Below are 13,610 nucleotides of genomic sequence, written 5' to 3'. Positions count from 1 at the left end.
CTCACTCGGACTTCTCGGCGGCCTGCTCGCCCTCGGCGGCAGGCGTCTCCTCGGCGGCGGGGGCCTCCTCGGCAGCCGGGGCGGCCTCGGTCGCCTCGGCGGCCGGCGCCTCCTCGGCGGCGGGGGCCTCGGCCTGCGCGGCCTCGGCACCGGCCAGGAGCTCGCGCTCCCACTCGGCCAGCGGCTCCGCCTCGGCGGTCTCCGCGGCCTCGCCCTTCTTGCCGGAGTGGCGCTGCAGCAGGCCCTCGGCCGCGGCGTCGGCGATCACGCGGGTGAGCAGCGTGACGGAGCGGATCGCGTCGTCGTTGCCCGGGATGGCGTAGTCGACGTCGTCGGGGTCGCAGTTGGTGTCGAGGATCGCGACGACGGGGATGCCCAGCTTCTTCGCCTCGTTGACAGCCAGGTGCTCCTTGTTCGTGTCCACGATCCAGACCGCCGAGGGGGTCTTGGCCATGTCACGGATGCCGCCCAGCGTGCGCGCGAGCTTGTCCTTCTCGCGACGCAGGACGAGGAGCTCCTTCTTCGTCAGCGCCGAACCGGCGACGTCGTCGAAGTCGATCTCCTCGAGCTCCTTGAGGCGCTGGAGGCGCTTGTGCACGGTGGTGAAGTTGGTGAGCATGCCACCGAGCCAGCGGTGGTTCACGTACGGCATGCCGACGCGGGCGGCCTGCTCGGCCACGGGCTCCTGCGCCTGCTTCTTGGTGCCGACGAACAGGATGCTGCCGCCGTGGGCGACGGTCTCCTTGACGAACTCGTAGGCGCGGTCGATGTACGACAGCGACTGCTGGAGGTCGACGATGTAGATGCCGTTGCGCTCCGTGAAGATGAACCGCTTCATCTTCGGGTTCCAACGGCGGGTCTGGTGTCCGAAGTGGACACCGCTCTCGAGGAGCTGGCGCATGGTCACGACGGCCATGACACGTCCTTTCGCCGCGTGCGCCGGATCCTCCGGGCTGCACGCGCGTCAGGCGACCGGGCTGCTGCTGCAGGTCTCCGGTCGCGGTACTCGGTTCGTCGGTGACGGGCATCGGGCCCGGCACCCCTGGCGTCACGCCGGGCCGGCACCGTTCCCAGGGGACCCGGGGACGGACCGCTGCCGACGCGGCCGCGCCCTGCACCCGGCGGGCCGGGTCGCGGGGCGCGTACGTGACGCGCGATGTCGACCGGTTCGCGTCCGCTCCCCCGGCCCGGCGAGACCGCAGGACGTCGAGGACGGTCCACGGGATCCACCGGGATGGTTCGGGAAGGCGAGGCACAAGCCGATCGCGGCAGCCAGTCTACCCGACGGTTCCGGGCCTCTCCGCCCACCGGCCATCGCCCACCTGCCGCCCCGACCGACGCGCCCGGCGCAGCCCTCGTCGGACGACGCGGCGCGCGGCGCCAACGCCCCGAGCCTGCCCCCAGGAGTCCGGCGCCACGGGCGGTCCACAGCGCCTCGGCCCGCTCGCCCAGCGGCCCGCCGGCTCCGCCAGCCTGCTCCCATGAAGCTTCCCGCCTCGACCGTCCGGGCATCGGCCCGCCGTGGCCGGCAGGTCGTTCGTGCCGCCGCGTGCCCCGTCGGGTCGTCCGGCCCCGCCACGACGGTCGCCCGACCCCTCATGAGACTCGTCGTCGGGCTCGTCGCGGTCGGCGTCGTGGGCCTCCTGGCCGCGGCACCGCTCGCCGGCGCGGCGCCTCCGGCACCGGCCCCGCACGCTGACGGCCAGGGATGGACGCGTCCCGTGCCCGGCGACGTCGTGCACCCGTTCGACCCGCCCGCCGAGGAGTGGGCCGCGGGCCACCGCGGAGTGGACCTCGCCGCCGCGACGGGCGAGCGGGTGCGGGCACCGGCCGCGGGAACGGTGTCGTTCGCCGGGCAGGTCGCGGGCAAGCCCGTCGTGGTGGTCGCGCACCCCGGCGGCCTGCGGTCCACGTTCGAGCCCGTCGCCGCCTCGGTGGGCCTCGGCGACCCGGTGGCCGCGGGCGACGTCGTGGGCACGCTCACTGGGCCGGGGCACTGCGCGCCCGCCGGGTGCGTGCACTGGGGCGTGCTGCGCGGTGAGGTCTACCTCGACCCGCTCGCCCTGCTCGGCCAGGCGCCCCCGATCGTGCTGCTGCCCGGCGGTCCGTGAGCGGAGGCTGCGCGCGGTCGGGCCGACGCCCACGAGCCTGCGCCGACGACCAGGACGGGCGACCAGGGCGGGCGAACGGAACGGGCGAACGGAACGGGTGAACGGAACGGGCCAACGGAACGAGCCAACGGGCGCTCGGACCGATCAGGCGCGCGGGAACGCCTGCACGAACACCTGGCGCAGCCGCTCGTCGTCCACGTGGGTGTACCGCTGCGTGGTGCCGAGGTCGGAGTGCCCCAGCACCTCCTGGACGGACCGTAGGTCCGAGCCGCCCTGCAGCAGGTGCGTCGCCGCGGAGTGCCGCAGCGCGTGCGGGGCCACGTCCTCCACGCCCGCCCGGGCCGCGAGCTGGTGCACCGCGTCGCGGACCTGTCGCTGCCCCCAGCGGCCCCCGCGCGCCCCCAGGAGGAGCGCGGCCCCGGACGTCGGCTGCAGCAGAGCCGGCCGACCGTGCGCCAGCCACTCGGACACCGCGCGCGCCGCCGGGACGCCGAACGGCACCACCCGCTCCTTGCCGCCCTTGCCGAGCACCCGCACGAGCCGGTCCGTGAGGTCGACGGCGGGCACGTCCACCTGCACCAGCTCGCCGACGCGGATGCCGCTGCCGTACAGGAGCTCGGCCGCGGCCCACGCGCGCAGCGCCGCGGGGCGATCCTCCGGCTCCGCGGTGTGCGCGACCTCGCGGGCGGTGTCGAGGAGCGTCGCGGCCGCGTCAGCGCTCAGCACCGTCGGCAGGGTCCGCGACACCTTCGGGCTGGCCAAACGCGCCGTCGGGTCCGTCTGCACCAGCCCGACGCGGTACGCCCACCGCAGGAAGGTCCGCGCCGCGGCGCCGCGTCGGGCGATGGTCGCCCGGGCCAGGCCGCGCTCGGCCTGCGCGGCGAGCCAGCCGCGCAGCACGACCACGTCGACCCCCGGCAGGCCGTCGACCCCGTGCCGCACCGCGTACCGCAGGAGCGACCCGACGTCGGCGCGGTACGCACGTCGCGTGTGCGCCGAGTGCCCGCGCTGGACCTCGAGATACTCGTCGAAACGCGCCAGCGCCCCCGCGAGCGGCGCCGGCAGCGGCGGCAGGTCCGGATCGGTGTCCATCCAGGTCAGTGTGCCCCTGAGCCGTCTCAGGACGGGTGAGGCGCCGCGCGTGTCGAGGTCGTCCACCGCCGCGACGCCCCTCGTGCGACCCGACCCGCCACCGCCGGACGACCTCGCGCACCGGCCCGTCGCCTCAGCCGTTCGGCGTCGTCCTGCCCGCCCCGCCGTCGGCGCGTCGGACGCGGCGCCACCGGCCGGCCTCCTGGGCGGCGAGCCCGCACAGCTCGAGGGCACCGAGCCCGGCGAGCAGCTCGCCCGGCGCGAGCCCGGCCGTCCGCGCCAGCGCGTCCATTGCGGCCGCGCCCCGTGCCGGCAGCGCGTCCCACACCTGGCACGCACGCTCGCCGAGAGCCTCGACCTCCGCCGGGATGCGCCGGCGCGACAGCGCACGGGCGGCGCGTCCCGGCACGGGAGCCCCCTCGCGGGAGCCCGGCGCAGCGTCGCCGTCGTACGGACCGGCGAGCTCGGCCACCTCGGCGGCGTCCGTCACGCAGACCGCCGCCCCGTCCCGCAGGAGCGCGTGGCACCCGGTCGAGGCACCCGACGTCACCGGGCCGGGCACCGCACCGAGGGGGCGCAGCAGTCGCGTCGCGTGCCGTGCCGTCGACAGCGCCCCCGACCGCCAGGCGGCCTCCACCACGACGGTCGCGCACGACACGGCCGCGATGATCCGGTTACGGGCGAGGAAGCGCTGCTTGAACGGCGCCGACCCGGGCGGGACCTCGCTCACCACCGCGCCCGCGCCGTCCGCCAGGCGTCGCAGCAGGTCCTGGTTGCCCGGCGGGTAGAAGCGGTCGACGCCGCCGGCGAGGACCGCCAGGGTGGGAGCACCTCCGGCGACCGCCCCGCGATGGGCCGCGGCGTCGATCCCGTACGCCCCGCCCGACACGACGGCGAAGCCACGGTCCGCGACACCGGCCGCCAGGTCCGCCGCCACGTGGTCCCCGTAGGCGCTCGACGCCCGCGCCCCGACGAGCGCGACCGACCGCTCCGTCAGCGCGGCGAGGTCGGCGTCGCCCCGCACCCACAGGGCGAAGGGCTCTTCCGGTCCCAGCGCGGCGAGCCGCGCCGGCCAGCGCGCGTCCCCGGGCACCAGCAGCGTGCCGCCGAGCCGTTCGAGGACCCGCAGCTCCCGCCGCGGGTCGAGCCGCTCGAGCCGCGGCGCCCACCGGGCGACCCCCTCCATCAGCCGGTCGGCGGCGACGTCGCTGCCCAGCGGCTCGACCGCCGACCCCCGGAGGGCGCGCGCCGGGTCGCGGACCGCGTCGACGACCCACTCCAGCGCCGCCGGAGCGCCGAGGTGCGCGACGAGGGCGCCCGCCACCGCGTCGGCCGGCTCGGCCAACCGGCTCCACGCGGCGCGGGCGAGCACCGGGTCGTCCACCGCGAAGGGCAGCCCTCCGGCGTCGAGCGACCGCGTCGCGGTCAGTGTCGACTCCACGGCCGACTCCACGGCCGGCTCCACGGCCGGCTCCACGCCCGGCTCCGCGACCGGCTCACGCATGGCTCCCCCTCGTGCGCATCGTCACGGCCCTGGAGACGTCGTCGACCGTCGGTGCGGCGCGCCCCGCGAGGTCGGCGTGCGTCCACGCGATCCGCAGCACCCGGTCGGCCCCGCGCAGGCTGAGCACTCCCCGGTCGACCATCTGCTCGATCGGCTGCAGCACCCCCGGTGCTCGCGACCGCTCCCGCAACCACCGCCCGGGCACCTCCGCGTTCGTGGTCCAGGGCGTCCCGGCCAGCCGCTCGCGGGCGGCGGCCCTGGCCTGGGCGACCCGGGCCGCGACCACCACCGACGACTCCCCCTCCGACCGTGCCGTCCGTTCCGCCCGCGTCACGGGCAGCACCTCCACCTGCAGGTCGACGCGGTCGAGCAGCGGCCCCGACAGGCGACCGAAGTACCGGCGCTTCGCCATGGGCGTGCAGGAGCAGTCCAGCCCCTTGTTCACCGACGCCATCCCGCACGGGCAGGGGTTCGCCGCCAGCACCAGCTGGAAGCGCGCCGGGTAGCGGGCGGCTCCCCCGGAACGGTGCAGCACCAGCTCCCCCTGCTCCAGCGGCTGGCGCAGCGTCTCCAGCACGCGGGACGGGAACTCGGGGGCCTCGTCCAGGAGCAGCACCCCTCGGTGCGCGCGGGAGACCGCGCCGGGCCGGGCCAGGCCGCTGCCCCCGCCGACGATCGCGGCCGGGGTGGCCGTATGGTGCGGGTCCTCGAACGGCGGACGCGTCAGGAGGCCGTTCCCGGGGTCGAACGTCCCGGCCACCGAGTGCACGGACGTCACCTCCACGGCCTCGGAGGGCGTGAGGTCCGGCAGGATGCCCGGCAGCCTGGCGGCCAGCATGGTCTTGCCCGCACCCGGCGGCCCGACCAGGAGCAGATGGTGCCCGCCGGCGGCCGCGACCTCGAGCGCCATCCGCGCCTGCACCTGCCCGACCACCTCCGCGAGGTCCCCCGGCGGCCGGCGCGGCGCGGACTGCCGCGCCGCCCGGACCGGGTCCAGCACCGGCGGCTCGGCGAGCTCGCCGCCGTGGAGCAGCACCACCTCGGCCAGGCTCGACGCCGCGTGGACGCGCGCCCCGGGGACCAGCCGGGCCTCGTCAGCGTCCCCGGTCGCGACCACGACGTCGGGGCAGCCCGCCTCGACGGCCGCGGCGACCGCAGGGAGCACCCCGCGCACGGGCTGGAGGCGCCCGTCGAGGCCGAGCTCCGCCAGGTGCACCACCCGGTCCAGCCCGGCCCGGGGTACCACGCCGTCCCCCGCGAGCACGGCGACCGCGATGGCGACGTCGAACGACGAACCGGACTTGCGCAGCGACGCGGGCGACAGGTTGACGGTGATCTTGCGGTGCGGCCACTTGATGCCGGTGGAGAGCACCGCGGCCCGCACCCGCTCGCGCGACTCGTTGAGCGCCGTGTCCGGCAGCCCCACCAGCGTGAACCCGGGGACGGACGCCGCGAGCTGCGCCTGCACCTCCACGACGTGCCCCGTCAGCCCGGTGAGGGCGACAGCCGCCGTCGTCCCGAGGCCCATCAGAGCACCCCCACGAGATGCTCGACCTGCGCGGCGCCCGCCCGCGGCAGCACCACGGCCACCACGTCGACCCGGACCTCGCGGCAGCGCACGTCCCGGTGCTCCACCAGCCACTGCCCCGTGAGCCGGCGGATCCGGGACAGCTTGGCGACCGTCACCGCCTCCGCGGGGTGGCCGAACGCGGTGCCCCGTCGCGTCTTCACCTCGATCGCGACCAGCACGTCGCCGTCGCGCGCGACGAGGTCGAGCTCGCCTCCCGTGCCGCGCCAGTTGCGCTCGAGCACCTCCAGGCCCTGCGCCTCGACGTGGCGCGCGGCCACCCGTTCCCCGTACCGCCCGACGGCGTCCTTCGCCCGCATCGAACCACCTCCGCGGGGAAGCCTCGCGGCCCGGTGCAGGGCCGACGCGCACGCGGACGGTGTCCTGTGGACGAGGGGCGCAGGGGGCGGCCTGTGGGCAGCCTCCATGCCTACCGGCGCCTCGTGGCGTCGACAGGGAGCGAGCTACAGGGCGAGCTCGGCCTTCGCGAGCTCCTCCACGTTGACGTCCTTGAACGTCACCACGCGCACCGACTTCACGAACCGCGCGGAGCGGTAGACGTCCCACACCCAGGCGTCGGCCAGCCGGAGCTCGAAGTAGACCTCGCCGGCGGCGGACCGCACCTGCAGGTCCACCTGGTTGGCGAGGTAGAACCGCCGCTCCGTCTCCACGACGTACGAGAACAGGCCCACCACGTCGCGGTACTCGCGGTACAGCGCGAGCTCCATCTCGGTCTCGTAGTTCTCGAGGTCTTCGGCGCTCACAGGGCCATCATCCCATCGGGCGGGTCGAGGGCGAGGGCCGCGGCGGGCGCGCCGGGCGCCGGGACCGCGCCGTCGTCCGCGAGGGCGCGCAGGTTCCACGACCGGCGGTGCTGCGGCGTCGGGCCGAGCCGGCGCAGCGCGTCCAGGTGGGCGGGCGCCGAGTACCCCTTGTTCTGGTCCCACGCGTACGCCGGGTACTGGCGCGCCAGACGCACGAGCAGCCCGTCCCGCTCCACCTTGGCGAGCACGCTCGCGGCCGCGACCGAGGAGCACTGCAGGTCCGCCTTGACGAGGGTGCGCACCCCCGGCTCGGGCGCCTCGGGCCCGAGCGGGTCGAGGGCCGCCGCCTCGAACAGGTCGACGTCGCCCCGGCTCAGCCAGTCGTGCGAGCCGTCGAGGAGCACCACGTCCACGTCGCCGCACGTCCGCCGGACCTGGGCCAGCGCCCGCCGCCCGGCGAGCCGCAGCGCGGCCACGATGCCGTGCGCGTCGATCTCCGCCGGCCCCGCGTGCCCGACGGCCCACGCGACGCCCCAGCGCTGCAGCTGCGGCACCATCGCGACCCGTGCCGCCGGGGTGAGGAGCTTCGAGTCGGTCAGCCCCTGGGGCGCCGTCCGCGTCGCCGCGTCCACGACGACGACCCCCACGCTCACGGGCCCGGCGAGGGAGCCGCGCCCCACCTCGTCCATGCCCGCGACCAGCCGTGCGCCGCCCGTGAGCAGCGCACGCTCCTGGCGCAGCGTCGGGCTCCGGCGCTGCTTGGCGCCGACGCCGGCCGTGCGGCGGCGGGGCGGCGTGGGTCGGCGCACCGTCTCCGGCCCGGACGTCGCCCGGACGGGCTCGACGCCGTCCTGCCCTGCGTCCTGCGCGGGGCCGCGCTCGACCAGCGACGTCACGGCTCCGGGACCTTCGCGAAGACGTCGCCCGGGTTGCGCAGGAGCTTCGCGTCGCCCAGCGGCCACACGGTGGCGAACGCCGACCCGACGACGTTGTCCATCGGCACGAACCCGCCGCCGGGCTTGCCCGTGTTGTAGCGGGAGTCCTGCGAGTTCTGCCGGTTGTCGCCCATGACGAACAGGAAGTCGTCGGGCACGACCGTGTCGAACGGGTCCTGGCTCGGCACCGAGCCCGGCTTGATGTACGACTCCTCGTCGATCGGCTCCCCGTTGATGCTCACGCGGCCCTGGTCGTCGCAGCACGTCACGTGGTCGCCGGGCGTCCCGACGACCCGCTTGATCAGGTGGTCGCCCGTCTCCTGCGGCAGGAGCCCCACGAACGTCAGGACGTTCGTCACCGCCTGTCCCACGGGGGTCCGCTCGGGCGGCTCGTACGGCGGCAGCCAGCCGCCGGGGTCCTTGAACACCACGATGTCGCCCCGGTGGACGTCGAACACGTCCGGCACCATGCGGGAGACCATGACCCGGTCACCGATCTCCAGCGTGTCCTCCATCGACCCGCTGGGGATGTAGAACGCCTGCACCAGGAACGTCTTGATGAGCCACGACAGGACCAGCGCGCTGACCACGATGATCGCGGTCTCGCGCAGGACGCCGAGCCCTCGGCTCGGGGCCGGTCCCTCGGCGGGGGCAGGGCGGCCCGCCCCGACCACGGCGTCGAAGCCCTCGACCCCGTCGCCGGAGCCGGTGCCCGCGGGGTCGTGGGGACGGGGATCGCGCGCGCTGGGCCGGTCTGTCACGGGATCGGAGTCTGCCACGCCCTCACTCTTTCACTCGCCACCGTCCACGGCGAAACCGCGACGGGCCCCCGGTCGCGCTCCGGCGGCGGCCCCGGCCGACCCCGGGGACGACGACGGACGGACGGCCCTGCCATCGGCAGGACCGCCCGTCCGGGGGTGCGCGTCAGCGCGTCGCGACGCGGCGCATCACGCCGCGCGGCCTCACTTCGAGGTCGGCGCGGTCTCGCGCTTCTCGCGGATCTTCGCCTTCTTGCCGCGCAGGTTGCGCAGGTAGTACAGCTTCGCCCGGCGGACGACGCCGCGGGAGACGACCTCGATCGAGTCGATGGTCGGGGCGTGCAGGGGGAACGTCCGCTCCACGCCGACGCCGAAGCTGATCTTGCGGACGGTGAACGTCTCGCGGACGCCGCCGCCCTGGCGCGCGATGACGATGCCCTGGAACGCCTGGACGCGCGAGCGGTTGCCCTCGACGACCTTGACGTTGACCTTGACGGTGTCGCCGGCGCGGAAGTCCGGGACGTCGGAGCGCAGCGAGGCTGCGTCGACGGAGTCGAGCGTGTGCATGGTGGTCTCCCCGCCCTGCCACAGGTCAGGAGCAAGATCGTGGCGCGCCCGCAGGGGGCACACGGAATCTGACGTGTCGGTGGGTGCGTCGGCTCCTCGACCAGGCGGGCTGACCAGCAGCCCGTCGTGACCTCCCCTGTGGCAGAGGCCGGGTCGGCGAACGCACCAGCGCCCTATTCTGCCACACGTCCCGGCGCGGACCCCGGCTCGGGCTCCGCCGCGGGACGGAGGCGTCCGTCACGCACCTCCCAGCCGAGGCCGGCGAGGACGGCGCGGTCCGCCTTGTCCAGCGACGCGGGGTCGAGCGCGGCCACCATGTCGGGGCGCCGTGCGGCCGTCCGCTCCAGCGCCCGGTCGCGACGCCAGCGCTCGATCCGGGCGTGGTGGCCGGACAGGAGCACCTCGGGCACCTCGAGCTCCGCCCACTCCGGCGGCTTCGTGTACACCGGGTACTCCAGCAGGCCGGCCGCGCCGTGCGACTCCTCGACCAGCGAGTGCGGGTTCCCGACGACGCCCGGCAGCAGCCGCCCGAACGCCTCGATCATCACGAGCGCGGCCACCTCCCCGCCGTTGAGCACGTAGTCGCCGATGGACAGCTCGCTGACGCGGTGGCCTGCGGCGCGGGTGCGCTCCGCGACGCGCGCGTCGATGCCCTCGTACCGGCCGCACGCGATGACCACGTGCTCCTCGGCCGCGAGCGCCTCGGCGTGCCGCTGCGTGAAGACGTCGCCCGACGGCGTGGGCACGACCAGGTGCCCGCCACCGCCCGCCGGCAGGACGTCGTCGAGCGCCCGCCCCCAGACGTCCGGGCGCATGACCATGCCCGCTCCCCCGCCGAACGGGGTGTCGTCGACCGTGCGGTGCCGGTCGGTGGTCCAGTCCCGCAGGTCGTGCACCCGCAGGTCGAGCAGCCCGGCCCTGCGCGCCTTGCCGACCAGCGACAGGTCCAGCGCGGCGAGGTAGTCGGGGAAGATCGAGACGACGTCGACGCGCACGTCAGGCCTCGTCCTGGGCGCCGTCCGCCCGGTCGACGACGGCGGACTCCGCGTCGCGGGCCAGCAGCCCGCCCGGGGGCGTCAGGACGACCCGCCCGCCGGCGACGTCGACCACGGGCACGATGGCGCGGACGAACGGGACGAGCGTGCGCTCGCCGCCGGTCTCCCGCACGACGAGCGCGTCGTGCGCCGGCAGGTGCTCGAGGCCGGTCACCTCGCCGACCACGGTCCCGTCCTCGAGCTCGGCCCGCAGGCCCTGCAGCTCGTGCGGGTACCAGGCGTCCTCCTCGTCGGAGGCGTCGGCCTCGACGACGAGCTCGACGCCGCGCAGCGCCTCGGCCGCGGTGCGGTCGGCCACCTCCGCGAAGGACACGAGCCAGCGGCCCTGGTGCACCCGCGCGGCCGTCACCGTCAGCGGCCCGGCCTCGGCCGGCTCGGTCGCGAGGGTGAGGCCCACCGCGAGCCGTTCCTCGGGGTTGTCGGTGCGCAGGTCGAGGCCGACCTCGCCCCGGAGCCCGTGCGCCCGCCCGACGCGCGCCACCACCAGCTGCATGACCACTCCTGTCTCGAACTGTTCTCGTGGACCGGTGACCACCGGTCCAGCATCCCTCGCGGCAGACGACGAGGCCCGGCCCCACTCTCGGTGGGGTCGGGCCTCGTCAGTGCTACGGCAGCGGGTGCGGCACGCGTCAGCGCCGGTCGACGTCCACGACGTCGACCCGCACGGGGCCGTCCGTCGCGAGCGCGCCGACCACCGTGCGCAGCGCCTTCGCCGTCCGTCCGCCCCGACCGATCACGCGGCCGAGGTCGTCGGGGTGCACCCGCACCTCGAGCAGGTCGCCCCGGCGCTGCGTCCGCGAAGCCACCCGGACGTCGTCCGGGTTGTCCACGATGCCGCGCACCAGGTGCTCGAGGGCCTCGGCGAGCATCAGGCCTCGGCCTCAGCCTCGGTGGCCTCGGCCGCCGGCTCGTCGGCCTTCTTCTCGGCAGCCTTCGCCTTGACCTTCTCGGCCTCGGCGGCGACGGCCTCGACCGCGGCGGCGCTGTCGGCCTTCGCGGTCTTGGTCTTGAGGGTGCCCTCGGCGCCCGGAAGACCCTTGAACTTCTGCCAGTCACCGGTGATCTTGAGCAGCGCGGCGACCTGCTCGGTCGGCTGCGCGCCGACGCCGAGCCAGTACTGCGCCCGCTCGGACTTGATCTCGATGAACGACGGCTCCTCGGTCGGGTGGTACTTCCCGATCTCCTCGATGACGCGCCCGTCGCGCTTGGAGCGCGAGTCGGCCACGACGACGCGGTAGTACGGGGCCCGGATCTTGCCGAGGCGCTTCAGACGAATCTTGACGGCCACTGTGGTGGTGTCTCCTGGTTCTGGTGGGGCGACCTCACGCGCCGCCGGGTGGGGTCCTGGCGGTGTCCGGAGGTCAGGAACACGACCTGCGCAGGAGAGAGGGGCCTGGGCACGCCGAGTACCCCGCCATTGTGCCAGACCGGGCGCGCCCGCTCCAACCACGGGTGACGCACCTCTCGCGCCCGCGCGGGGAGGTCAGCCGCGGACGACCTGCCCGCGCAGCACGACGGCGGTCGGGTGCCGCAGCACCTCGATGTCCTCGCGCGGGTCGGCGGGGTACACCACCAGGTCCGCGCTGGACCCTTCGACGAGGGCGCCGAAGCCCAGGAGCTCGCGCGCCCGCCAGGTCGCCATCGCGACGACGTCGGCGGCGGGGATGCCGGCCGCGACCAGCTCGGCGCACTCGTCCACGACCCGCCCGTGCCCTAGGGTGCCGCCGGCGTCCGTCCCGACGAGCAGCGGGACGCCCGCCTCGTGGAGCGTGCGCACGTGCTCGTACCGGCGGGCGTGCATGCGCCGCATCCGCGCCGCGTACTCGGGGTACTTCCCCTCGGCCTGCCGGGCGATCTCTTCGAAGCGGGCCACCTGGAGCAGCGTGGGGGTCACGGGGATGCGCCGCGCCGCGACCTCGTCCACGAGCGGTCCGACGATGCCGGTGCCGTGCTCGATGCCGTCCACGCCCGCGGCGAGCAGGTCGGGCACGACCTCCTCGGAGAAGGCGTGCACCGTCACGCGCGCGGCCTCCGCGTGCGCGGCGGCGACGGCCTCCGTGAGCACGTCGCGCGGCCACAGCGGGCCGAGGTCGCCCGCCTCGCGGTCGATCCAGTCCCCGACCAGCTTGACCCAGCCGTCCGCGCCGCGCGCCTGGGCGCGCACCGCGTCGGGGAGCGCTCCCACGTCGTCGAGCTCCAGGCCGAAGCCCCGCAGGTAGCGCTTGGGGCGGGCCAGGTGCCGCCCGGCGCGCACGAGGCGCGGCAGGTCGGGGCGTTCCTGGACCCAGGACGTGTCCACGGGCGAGCCCGCGTCGCGCACGAGCAGGACGCCGGAGTCGCGATCGGCGACGGCCTGGGCCTCCGCCTTCTCCTGGTCGACCGCGCCGTCCGGGCCGAGGCCCACGTGGCAGTGCACGTCCACCAGACCCGGCAGCACCCAGCCCTCGAGCTCGCGGGTGGCGCTGCCCTGGGGCGACGGCCGCGTCAGGCTGACCCGCCCGTCGCGCACCCACATCTCGCCGACGTCGCGATCGTGACCGAGCAGGACGTGGCCGGTGACGTGCAGCGGGACGTGCGGGGCAGACATGGTCGAAGGCTACCGAGTCGGGGGGCCGGGCCGTGGACGCCGGTCCGTGCGCGTCAGCGTCCGCCGAGCAGCTTGTCGAGCCCGTCCGGCAGCTGGAGCTTCGAGAGGTCCTGCTCGGCCGGCTTCTCGCCGCCCATCCCGAACGCGGAGCCCTGGGGGGACGACGTCGCGGCGGGGCCGCCGAGCGCGCGCTGCATGGCCTCGCGCTCCTGCTGCGCCCGCTTCGCGGGGTTGCCCGACTTGCCCTTGACCTTCTTCGACGGCGCCTGCTTGCCGCGCGACTTCTTGCCGCCGCCCGGCATCCCCGGCATCCCGGGGACGCCGCCGGGCATGCCCGGCATGCCGCCGCCCTTGCTCATCTGGCGCATCATGTTCTGCGCCTGCGTGAACCGCTCGAGGAGCTGGTTGACGGCCGTCGTCGTCTGGCCGGATCCCCGCGCGATGCGGGCGCGGCGCGAGCCGTTGATGATCTTGGGGTTGTCGCGCTCGGCGGGCGTCATCGACTGGATGAGGGCCTGGACGCGGTCGACCTCGCGCTCGTCGAAGTTCTCGAGCTGCTCGCGCATCTGCCCCATGCCCGGCATCATCCCGAGCATCTTCTTCATGGAGCCGAGCTTCTTCATCTGCTGCATCTGCACCAGGTGTCACAACGCGGTGTCCGGCGGCGTCC

Annotated in this window: 15 protein-coding genes and 1 pseudogene; 1 reads left to right on the top strand and 15 read right to left on the bottom strand. The window is 75.5% G+C overall.

Going from position 1 to position 13,610, the window contains the following annotated elements; all coding sequences use genetic code 11:
- Position 1 precedes the first annotated feature (1 nt).
- The gene (gene rpsB / locus ACFWEK_RS10275) at positions 2 to 916 is read right to left on the bottom strand and encodes a 30S ribosomal protein S2 (protein WP_429762281.1); all 915 of its coding nucleotides are present in this window, start codon (positions 914 to 916) and stop codon (positions 2 to 4) included.
- Positions 917 to 1,598: 682 nt separating this feature from the next.
- Here rpsB and ACFWEK_RS10270 point away from each other — a divergent pair.
- Positions 1,599 to 2,111, top strand: coding sequence for a murein hydrolase activator EnvC family protein (locus ACFWEK_RS10270; protein WP_430553982.1), 513 nt, complete (start codon positions 1,599 to 1,601; stop codon positions 2,109 to 2,111).
- 144 nt (positions 2,112 to 2,255) lie between these two features.
- Here the strand turns inward: ACFWEK_RS10270 and ACFWEK_RS10265 are convergent, their stop codons facing one another.
- The 14 genes and pseudogenes from ACFWEK_RS10265 to ACFWEK_RS10200 form a co-directional block, all read right to left on the bottom strand.
- Positions 2,256 to 3,203 carry a tyrosine recombinase XerC gene (locus tag ACFWEK_RS10265; protein ID WP_430547102.1) on the bottom strand — a complete coding sequence of 316 codons (948 nt, stop codon included), beginning with the start codon at positions 3,201 to 3,203 and terminating at the stop codon, positions 2,256 to 2,258.
- Between the two features lie 133 nt (positions 3,204 to 3,336).
- Positions 3,337 to 4,707 carry a DNA-processing protein DprA gene (gene dprA / locus ACFWEK_RS10260; RefSeq protein WP_430553981.1) on the bottom strand — a complete coding sequence of 457 codons (1,371 nt, stop codon included), beginning with the start codon at positions 4,705 to 4,707 and terminating at the stop codon, positions 3,337 to 3,339.
- Positions 4,700 to 6,235, bottom strand: a complete 1,536-nt coding sequence (locus ACFWEK_RS10255) for a YifB family Mg chelatase-like AAA ATPase (RefSeq protein ID WP_430553980.1) — start codon at positions 6,233 to 6,235, stop codon at positions 4,700 to 4,702. The genes dprA and ACFWEK_RS10255 overlap by 8 nt, the downstream gene beginning before the upstream one ends.
- A complete protein-coding gene (locus ACFWEK_RS10250) occupies positions 6,235 to 6,594 on the bottom strand; it encodes a YraN family protein (RefSeq protein WP_430553979.1) in 360 nt (119 codons plus the stop codon). The genes ACFWEK_RS10255 and ACFWEK_RS10250 overlap by 1 nt, the downstream gene beginning before the upstream one ends.
- Positions 6,595 to 6,738: 144 nt before the next feature.
- Positions 6,739 to 7,038, bottom strand: a complete 300-nt coding sequence (locus tag ACFWEK_RS10245; RefSeq protein ID WP_013838354.1) for a DUF2469 domain-containing protein — start codon at positions 7,036 to 7,038, stop codon at positions 6,739 to 6,741.
- Entirely contained in the window at positions 7,035 to 7,847 is an 813-nt protein-coding gene (locus ACFWEK_RS10240; protein WP_430547195.1) for a ribonuclease HII, read from the bottom strand. Before ACFWEK_RS10240 ends, ACFWEK_RS10245 begins: the two co-directional genes overlap by 4 nt.
- 83 nt (positions 7,848 to 7,930) lie before the next feature.
- Complete coding sequence (gene lepB, locus ACFWEK_RS10235; RefSeq protein WP_430553978.1) at positions 7,931 to 8,752, bottom strand: signal peptidase I; 822 nt, start codon at positions 8,750 to 8,752, stop codon at positions 7,931 to 7,933.
- A gap of 183 nt (positions 8,753 to 8,935) precedes the next feature.
- Positions 8,936 to 9,298, bottom strand: a complete 363-nt coding sequence (gene rplS, locus ACFWEK_RS10230) for a 50S ribosomal protein L19 (protein WP_429762293.1) — start codon at positions 9,296 to 9,298, stop codon at positions 8,936 to 8,938.
- A gap of 173 nt (positions 9,299 to 9,471) precedes the next feature.
- A complete protein-coding gene (gene trmD / locus ACFWEK_RS10225) occupies positions 9,472 to 10,293 on the bottom strand; it encodes a tRNA (guanosine(37)-N1)-methyltransferase TrmD (protein ID WP_430553977.1) in 822 nt (273 codons plus the stop codon).
- 1 nt (position 10,294) lies between these two features.
- The gene (gene rimM, locus ACFWEK_RS10220) at positions 10,295 to 10,846 is read right to left on the bottom strand and encodes a ribosome maturation factor RimM (RefSeq protein ID WP_430547108.1); all 552 of its coding nucleotides are present in this window, start codon (positions 10,844 to 10,846) and stop codon (positions 10,295 to 10,297) included.
- Between the two features lie 136 nt (positions 10,847 to 10,982).
- The gene (locus ACFWEK_RS10215; RefSeq protein ID WP_429728397.1) at positions 10,983 to 11,222 is read right to left on the bottom strand and encodes an RNA-binding protein; all 240 of its coding nucleotides are present in this window, start codon (positions 11,220 to 11,222) and stop codon (positions 10,983 to 10,985) included.
- Positions 11,222 to 11,641: a 30S ribosomal protein S16 gene (rpsP, locus tag ACFWEK_RS10210; protein ID WP_430553976.1), complete on the bottom strand. Its 420-nt coding sequence runs from the start codon at positions 11,639 to 11,641 to the stop codon at positions 11,222 to 11,224. Before rpsP ends, ACFWEK_RS10215 begins: the two co-directional genes overlap by 1 nt.
- A gap of 195 nt (positions 11,642 to 11,836) precedes the next feature.
- Positions 11,837 to 12,940: an amidohydrolase family protein gene (locus ACFWEK_RS10205; RefSeq protein WP_430553975.1), complete on the bottom strand. Its 1,104-nt coding sequence runs from the start codon at positions 12,938 to 12,940 to the stop codon at positions 11,837 to 11,839.
- Between the two features lie 53 nt (positions 12,941 to 12,993).
- Positions 12,994 to 13,581 (bottom strand): annotated as a pseudogene (locus ACFWEK_RS10200) (signal recognition particle protein); the annotation flags it as partial.
- Positions 13,582 to 13,610 lie beyond the last annotated feature (29 nt).

The organism is Isoptericola sp. NPDC060257 (genome assembly GCF_042726645.1).
GTDB lineage: Bacteria > Actinomycetota > Actinomycetes > Actinomycetales > Cellulomonadaceae > Isoptericola > Isoptericola nanjingensis.
Note: the sequence above shows the minus strand (reverse complement) of the source record. Positions and strands in the feature narration are given on the sequence as shown.

Excerpts from the sequence above, each read along its gene's own strand:
- ACFWEK_RS10215 (WP_429728397.1), bottom strand. The coding sequence starts at position 11,222 with ATGCTCGCCGAGGCCCTCGAGCACCTGGTGCGCGGCATCGTGGACAAC.
- rpsB (WP_429762281.1), bottom strand. The coding sequence starts at position 916 with ATGGCCGTCGTGACCATGCGCCAGCTCCTCGAGAGCGGTGTCCACTTC.
- ACFWEK_RS10270 (WP_430553982.1), top strand. The coding sequence starts at position 1,599 with ATGAGACTCGTCGTCGGGCTCGTCGCGGTCGGCGTCGTGGGCCTCCTG.
- ACFWEK_RS10265 (WP_430547102.1), bottom strand. The coding sequence starts at position 3,203 with ATGGACACCGATCCGGACCTGCCGCCGCTGCCGGCGCCGCTCGCGGGG.
- ACFWEK_RS10255 (WP_430553980.1), bottom strand. The coding sequence starts at position 6,235 with ATGGGCCTCGGGACGACGGCGGCTGTCGCCCTCACCGGGCTGACGGGG.
- ACFWEK_RS10250 (WP_430553979.1), bottom strand. The coding sequence starts at position 6,594 with ATGCGGGCGAAGGACGCCGTCGGGCGGTACGGGGAACGGGTGGCCGCG.
- rplS (WP_429762293.1), bottom strand. The coding sequence starts at position 9,298 with ATGCACACGCTCGACTCCGTCGACGCAGCCTCGCTGCGCTCCGACGTC.
- rimM (WP_430547108.1), bottom strand. The coding sequence starts at position 10,846 with ATGCAGCTGGTGGTGGCGCGCGTCGGGCGGGCGCACGGGCTCCGGGGC.
- dprA (WP_430553981.1), bottom strand. The coding sequence starts at position 4,707 with ATGCGTGAGCCGGTCGCGGAGCCGGGCGTGGAGCCGGCCGTGGAGCCG.
- ACFWEK_RS10205 (WP_430553975.1), bottom strand. The coding sequence starts at position 12,940 with ATGTCTGCCCCGCACGTCCCGCTGCACGTCACCGGCCACGTCCTGCTC.